At 70.8% G+C, this 6,466-nt stretch carries 3 protein-coding genes and 1 pseudogene; all 4 read left to right on the forward strand.

The genetic code is table 11. The features are described 5' to 3' along the window. Positions 1–127: 127 nt before the first annotated feature. Positions 128–2,149: a DNA topoisomerase (ATP-hydrolyzing) subunit B gene (gyrB, locus tag AB0N76_RS23700; protein WP_363559996.1), complete on the forward strand. Its 2,022-nt coding sequence runs from the start codon at positions 128–130 to the stop codon at positions 2,147–2,149. Between the two features lie 73 nt (positions 2,150–2,222). Continuing rightward, a complete protein-coding gene (gyrA, locus tag AB0N76_RS23705) occupies positions 2,223–4,859 on the forward strand; it encodes a DNA gyrase subunit A (RefSeq protein ID WP_363559998.1) in 2,637 nt (878 codons plus the stop codon). Between the two features lie 155 nt (positions 4,860–5,014). Further along, complete coding sequence (locus AB0N76_RS23710; protein WP_363560000.1) at positions 5,015–5,749, forward strand: DUF3566 domain-containing protein; 735 nt, start codon at positions 5,015–5,017, stop codon at positions 5,747–5,749. 272 nt (positions 5,750–6,021) lie between these two features. Next, positions 6,022–6,466, forward strand: a pseudogene (locus AB0N76_RS23715) (SAM-dependent methyltransferase); the annotation flags it as partial.

The raw sequence follows: 6,466 nt of genomic DNA on the forward strand, positions 1-6,466 counted from the left end.
AGAGGCTGCCAAACGCCCATCGATGTCAGTCGTACCGGTAGACTGGGGGCCAAACACTGTTGCTAGTGGCAACCGAGTCGAAACGCCGTGGTCGCACGCCCGCCCGCACGGGGTGGGGATGCGGCCCGTGCTGTGCCAGAGAGGGCGCTTCGTGGCCGATTCCGGCAACCCCAGCCAGATCCCAGACCAGTCCGACCAGTCCGAGCGGTCGTACGACGCCAACGCCATCCAGGTGCTGGAGGGCCTCGACGCCGTCCGCAAGCGCCCCGGCATGTACATCGGCTCGACCGGCGAGCGCGGTCTGCACCACCTGGTGCAGGAGATCGTGGACAACTCCGTCGACGAGGCGATGGCCGGGCACGCGGACACCATCGACGTGACCCTCCTGGCCGACGGCGGCGTGCGCGTGGTCGACAACGGCCGAGGCATCCCGGTCGGCATCATGCCGGGCCAGGGCAAGCCGGCGGTCGAGGTCGTGCTGACCGTCCTGCACGCGGGCGGCAAGTTCGGCAACGGCGGCTACGCGGTCTCCGGCGGTCTGCACGGCGTCGGCGTCTCGGTGGTGAACGCGCTCTCCACCCGCCTCGCGGTGGAGATCCACACCGACGGCCACCGCTGGACGCAGGAGTACAAGGCCGGCGCCCCGGTCGCCCCGCTGTCCCAGCACGAGGCCGTCGAGCGCACCGGCACCAGCGTCACCTTCTGGGCCGACCCGGACATCTTCGAGACCACGGTCTACTCCTTCGAGACGCTCTCCCGGCGCTTCCAGGAGATGGCGTTCCTCAACAAGGGTCTGACCATCGCGCTGACCGACGAGCGCCCCGAGCACGTGGACGAGGACGGCAAGCCGCTCTCGGTCACGTACAAGTACGACGGCGGCATCGCCGACTTCGTCGCCCACCTCAACTCCCGCAAGGGCGACGTCGTCCACCCCTCGGTGATCGACTTCGAGGCGGAGGACAAGGAGAAGGCGATCTCGGTGGAGATCGCCATGCAGTGGAACTCCTCGTACACCGAGGGGGTCTACTCCTTCGCCAACACGATCCACACGCACGGCGGCGGCACCCACGAGGAGGGCTTCCGCGCGGCGCTGACCGGTCTGGTCAACCGCTACGCGCGGGACAAGAAGCTGCTCCGCGAGAAGGACGACAACCTCTCCGGCGAGGACATCCGCGAGGGTCTGACCGCGATCATCTCGGTCAAGCTCGGCGAGCCGCAGTTCGAGGGCCAGACCAAGGACAAGCTGGGCAACACCGAGGCGAAGACCTTCGTCCAGAAGGTGGTCCACGAGCACCTGAACGACTGGCTGGACCGCAACCCCAACGAGGCCGCGGACATCATCCGCAAGTCCATCCAGGCCGCCACCGCGCGCGTCGCCGCCCGCAAGGCCCGCGACCTCACCCGCCGCAAGGGCCTGCTGGAGTCCGCCTCGCTGCCCGGCAAGCTCAGCGACTGCCAGTCCAAGGACCCGGCCGAGTGCGAGATCTTCATCGTCGAGGGTGACTCCGCCGGCGGCTCGGCCAAGCAGGGCCGCGACCCGCGGATCCAGGCCATCCTGCCGATCCGCGGCAAGATCCTGAACGTCGAGAAGGCCCGGATCGACAAGGTGCTGCAGAACACCGAGGTCCAGGCGCTGATCTCGGCCTTCGGCTGCGGCATCCAGGAGGACTACGACGAGTCCAAGCTGCGATACCACAAGATCGTCCTGATGGCCGACGCCGACGTCGACGGACAGCACATCCGCACCCTGCTGCTGACCCTGCTGTTCCGCTTCATGCGGCCGCTGGTCGAGGCCGGCTACGTCTACCTGGCGATGCCGCCGCTGTACAAGATCAAGTGGGGCAAGGACGACTTCGAGTACGTCTACTCCGACCGCGAGCGCGACGCCGTGATCGCCGCGGGCGTGGCGGCCGGGCGCCGGCTGCCGAAGGACGACGCGATCCAGCGGTTCAAGGGTCTCGGCGAGATGAACGCCGAGGAGCTCCGGGTCACCACCATGGACCAGGCCCACCGCCTGCTGCTCCAGGTCACCCTGGAGGACGCCGCCCGCGCCGACGAGCTGTTCTCCGTCCTGATGGGCGAGGACGTCGAGGCCCGCCGCTCCTTCATCCAGCGCAACGCCAAGGACGTCCGCTTCCTGGACGTGTGACGCCCGCGGGCCGGCCCCGCGCCGCCCGCAGGCCCCGCACGTACCAGTCCGCGTGAAAGGAAACTGACCACCAGTGGTCGACGACAACCGTCCCGAAGGCGAGCAGCCCGAGACCCCCGAGTCCGCCGTCGCGGGCACCACCCTGCGGATCGAGCCGGTCGAGCTCGAGACCGAGATGCAGCGCTCGTACCTCGACTACGCGATGAGCGTCATCGTCAGCCGCGCGCTGCCCGAGGTGCGCGACGGCCTCAAGCCGGTGCACCGCCGCGTGCTGTACGCGATGTACGACGGGGGCTACCGCCCCGAGAAGGGCTACTACAAGTGCGCCCGCGTCGTCGGCGACGTCATGGGCAACTACCACCCGCACGGTGACACCTCGATCTACGACACCGTGGTCCGCCTGGCCCAGCCGTGGTCGCTGCGGATGCCGCTGGTGGACGGCAACGGCAACTTCGGCTCCCCGGGCAACGACCCGGCCGCGGCCATGCGCTACACCGAGTGCAAGATGATGCCGCTGGCCATGGAGATGATGCGCGACATCGACGAGGAGACCGTCGACTTCGCGCCCAACTACGACGGCCGCTCGCAGGAGCCGACCGTCCTGCCCGCGCGCATCCCCAACCTGCTGGTCAACGGTGCCACCGGCATCGCGGTCGGCATGGCCACCAACATCCCGCCGCACAACCTTCGCGAGGTCGCCTCCGGCGCGCTCTGGGCGCTGGAGCACCCGGAGGCCTCCAACGAGGAGCTGCTGGAGGCGCTGGTCGAGCGGATCAAGGGCCCGGACTTCCCGACCGGCGCCCTGATCGTCGGCCGCCGCGGCATCGACGACTACTTCCGCACCGGCCGCGGCTCGGTCACCATGCGCGCCGTGGTCGAGGTCGAGGAGATCCAGGGCCGCCAGTGCCTGGTGATCACCGAGCTGCCGTACCAGGTCAACCCGGACAACCTCGCGCTGAAGATCGCCGACCTGGTCAAGGACGGCCGGGTCGCCGGCATCGCCGACGTCCGCGACGAGTCCTCCTCGCGCACCGGCCAGCGCCTGGTGATCGTGCTCAAGCGCGACGCGGTCGCCAAGGTCGTGCTGAACAACCTGTACAAGCACACCGACCTGCAGACCAACTTCGGCGCCAACATGCTGGCCCTGGTCGACGGTGTGCCGCGCACCCTGTCGCTGGACGCCTTCATCCGGCACTGGGTCAACCACCAGGTCGAGGTCATCGTCCGGCGCACCACCTTCCGCCTGCGCAAGGCCGAGGAGCGCGCCCACATCCTGCGCGCGCTGCTCCGCGCGCTGGACGTGATCGACGAGGTCATCGCGCTGATCCGGGCCTCGGAGAGCGCCGACGCCGCCCGCACCGGCCTGATGGGCCTGCTGGAGATCGACGAGATCCAGGCCAACGCGATCCTGGAGATGCAGCTGCGCCGGCTGGCCGCCCTGGAGCGCCAGCGGATCACCGACGAGCACGACGAGCTGCAGCGCAAGATCGACGAGTACAACGCGATCCTGGCCTCGCCGACCCGCCAGCGGGAGATCATCTCCGAGGAGCTCACCGCGATCGTCGACAAGTACGGCGACGAGCGGCGCTCGACCCTGATCCCCTCCGACGGCGACCTCTCGATCGAGGACCTCATCGCCGAGGAGGACATCGTCGTCACGATCACCCGCGGCGGCTACGTCAAGCGGACCCGCTCCGACCTCTACCGCTCGCAGAAGCGCGGCGGCAAGGGCGTGCGCGGGGCCCAGCTGAAGCAGGACGACATCGTCGACCACTTCTTCGTGACGACGACCCACAACTGGATCCTGTTCTTCACCAACAAGGGCCGGGTCTACCGCGCCAAGGGCTACGAGCTGCCGGACGCCGGGCGCGACGCCCGCGGCCAGCACGTGGCCAACCTGCTGGCCTTCCAGCCGGACGAGCACATCGCCCAGGTGATGGCCGTCCGCACCTACGAGGACAAGCCGTACCTGGTCCTCGCCACCCGCGCCGGCCTGGTGAAGAAGTCCCCGCTGAAGGACTACGACTCCCCGCGCTCCGGCGGCCTGATCGCGATCAACCTGCGCCAGGACGAGGAGGGCCGGGACGACGAGCTGATCGGCGCCGAGCTGGTCTCCGCCGAGGACGACCTGCTGCTGGTCTCCAAGAAGGCCCAGTCGATCCGGTTCACCGCCACCGACGAGGCGCTGCGGTCCACCGGCCGCGCCACCTCCGGCGTCAAGGGCATGGCCTTCCGCGAGGACGACGAGCTGCTCTCGATGAACGTGGTCCGGCCCGGCACCTTCGTCTTCACCGCGACCGACGGCGGCTACGCCAAGCGGACCGGGGTGGACGAGTACCGTGTCCAGGGACGCGGCGGTTTCGGCACCAAGGCGGCGAAGATCGTCGAGGGCCGGGGCTCGCTGGTCGGCGCCCTCGTCGTCGACGAGAGCGACGAGATCATGGCGATCACCCTGTCCGGCGGGGTGATCCGCACGAGGGTTTCCGAGGTTCGTGAAACCGGACGTGACACCATGGGCGTCCAACTGATCAACCTCGGAAAGCGCGACGCGGTGGTGGGCATGGCCCGCAACGCGGAGGCGGAGGACGAGGAGTCGGCGGAGGACGAGGTGGCACCCACCGAGGCCACCGGGACCACCGAGACCACCGAGGTGGCAGACGTGGCCGAGGGTACGGGGACGGCACCGGGCGGCGAGACCGCCCAGGGCTGAGTCGTACCGCGTCGGCCGGTACCGTCACGTCCGTGCATCCGTGCGCGGCGTGCCGGTACCGGCCGCCGACCAGTTCCGGGCAATCCCGCCGGGTGCTGGAAGACGAGTGACGAAGCAGGGCGGTGGCCGCCCTGGTGGGAAGTGCGGGAGGACCAGTGAGTGGAGCCACGGGTGCTGCGGGAGGAGCCGGCGGCGGCCGTCCGGGCGCGGCACAGGGCGGCGGGGCGTACGGCGTGCCGCAGCCGCCGGCCGAGCACCCGGCCGCGTCCACCTCGCTGATGCCCCCGGTCGGCGCGGCGGGTCAGGGCGGGGCGACGTACGGCGGCCAGCAGACGCCCCCGCCGCCGGGCGCACCGGCGCCGAGCGGGTTCTCGCAGCCGACCACCTACGCCAAGGGGCAGCCGACCCCGCCCCGGGGCACCCGGGTCGGCGGCGGCAACACGCCGCCCGGCGGGACCCCGGCCGGCGGCACCCGCCGTCCGGCTCCCCCGCAGGCCGCCCCGGCCGGCGGTCTCGGCCGGACCAGGAAGGCCCGGCTGCGGATCACCAAGGCCGACCCGTGGTCGGTGATGAAGGTCAGCTTCCTGCTGTCGCTGGCGGTCGGGATCATCATCATCGTCGCGGCCGCGGTGCTGTGGATGACGCTGGACTCGCTCGGCGTCTTCGACTCGCTGACCAAGACCCTGAAGGACGTCACCGGCTCGGACACCACCGGTGGCATCAACCTGATGGATTACGTGGGCTTCGGCAAGGTGATGACCTTCACCTCGCTGATCGCCGTGGTCGACGTGGTGCTGCTGACCGCGCTCTCCACGCTCTCGGCGTTCATCTACAACGCGGCGGCCGGCTTCACCGGCGGCATCGAGCTGACCCTGGCCGAGGAGGACTGATCCACCGGACCTGACCGGGAATCAGTTCCCCTCGTCCGGACGGATTTTCGTCCGCGGACGGAATGGACGGGCCCCACCGGCTGTTGCAGCCGGTGGGGCCCGTCGGCGTTCGAGTGACAGCCGGTCCCCGTGGCGTGCCGCCCGGACGGGCCCGCGCCGCGGTGGGCTTGGCTTGGTCCGCTCGTTCCGAGTCGCCGACCGCCACGGGCCTCCCCGGCCCCAACCGGCCGGGTCCGGTAGGGCTGTGCAGGTACGGCAGGACGGAGACGGCGATGGCGGAGCTCGCGGGACGGCTGGTCGAGGCCCTGGAGGGGCTGCTGGGAGTCCCGGCACCGCTGCGCGTGCAGGTCTGGGACGGCAGCGTCGCCGGGCCGCCCGGGGCGCCCACGGTGGTGCTGCGCAACCGCCGGGCGCTGCGCCGGCTGCTCTGGCGGCCGAGCGAGCTGGGCCTGGCCCGCGCCTACGTCGCGGGGGACTTGGAGGTCGCCCCCGGCAGCGACCTCTACGAGGTGCTGCGCGGCGTCGCGCACTTCACCGAGCTGCCGGAGATCCGCCTGCTCCGGTTCGGCCCGGGCGACGTGCTGGGGGCCAGGGGCCGCCGGGCGCTCGGCGCCCTGCTGCGGGCCGGCGCGCTGGGCCCCGAGCCCGCCCCGCCGGCCGAGCCGGAGCAGGCGGATCTCCGGCAGCTCGGTGAAGTGCGCGACGCCGCGCAGCACC

Origin of the sequence: Kitasatospora sp. NPDC093806 (assembly GCF_040683335.1) — a bacterium.
GTDB lineage: Bacteria > Actinomycetota > Actinomycetes > Streptomycetales > Streptomycetaceae > Kitasatospora.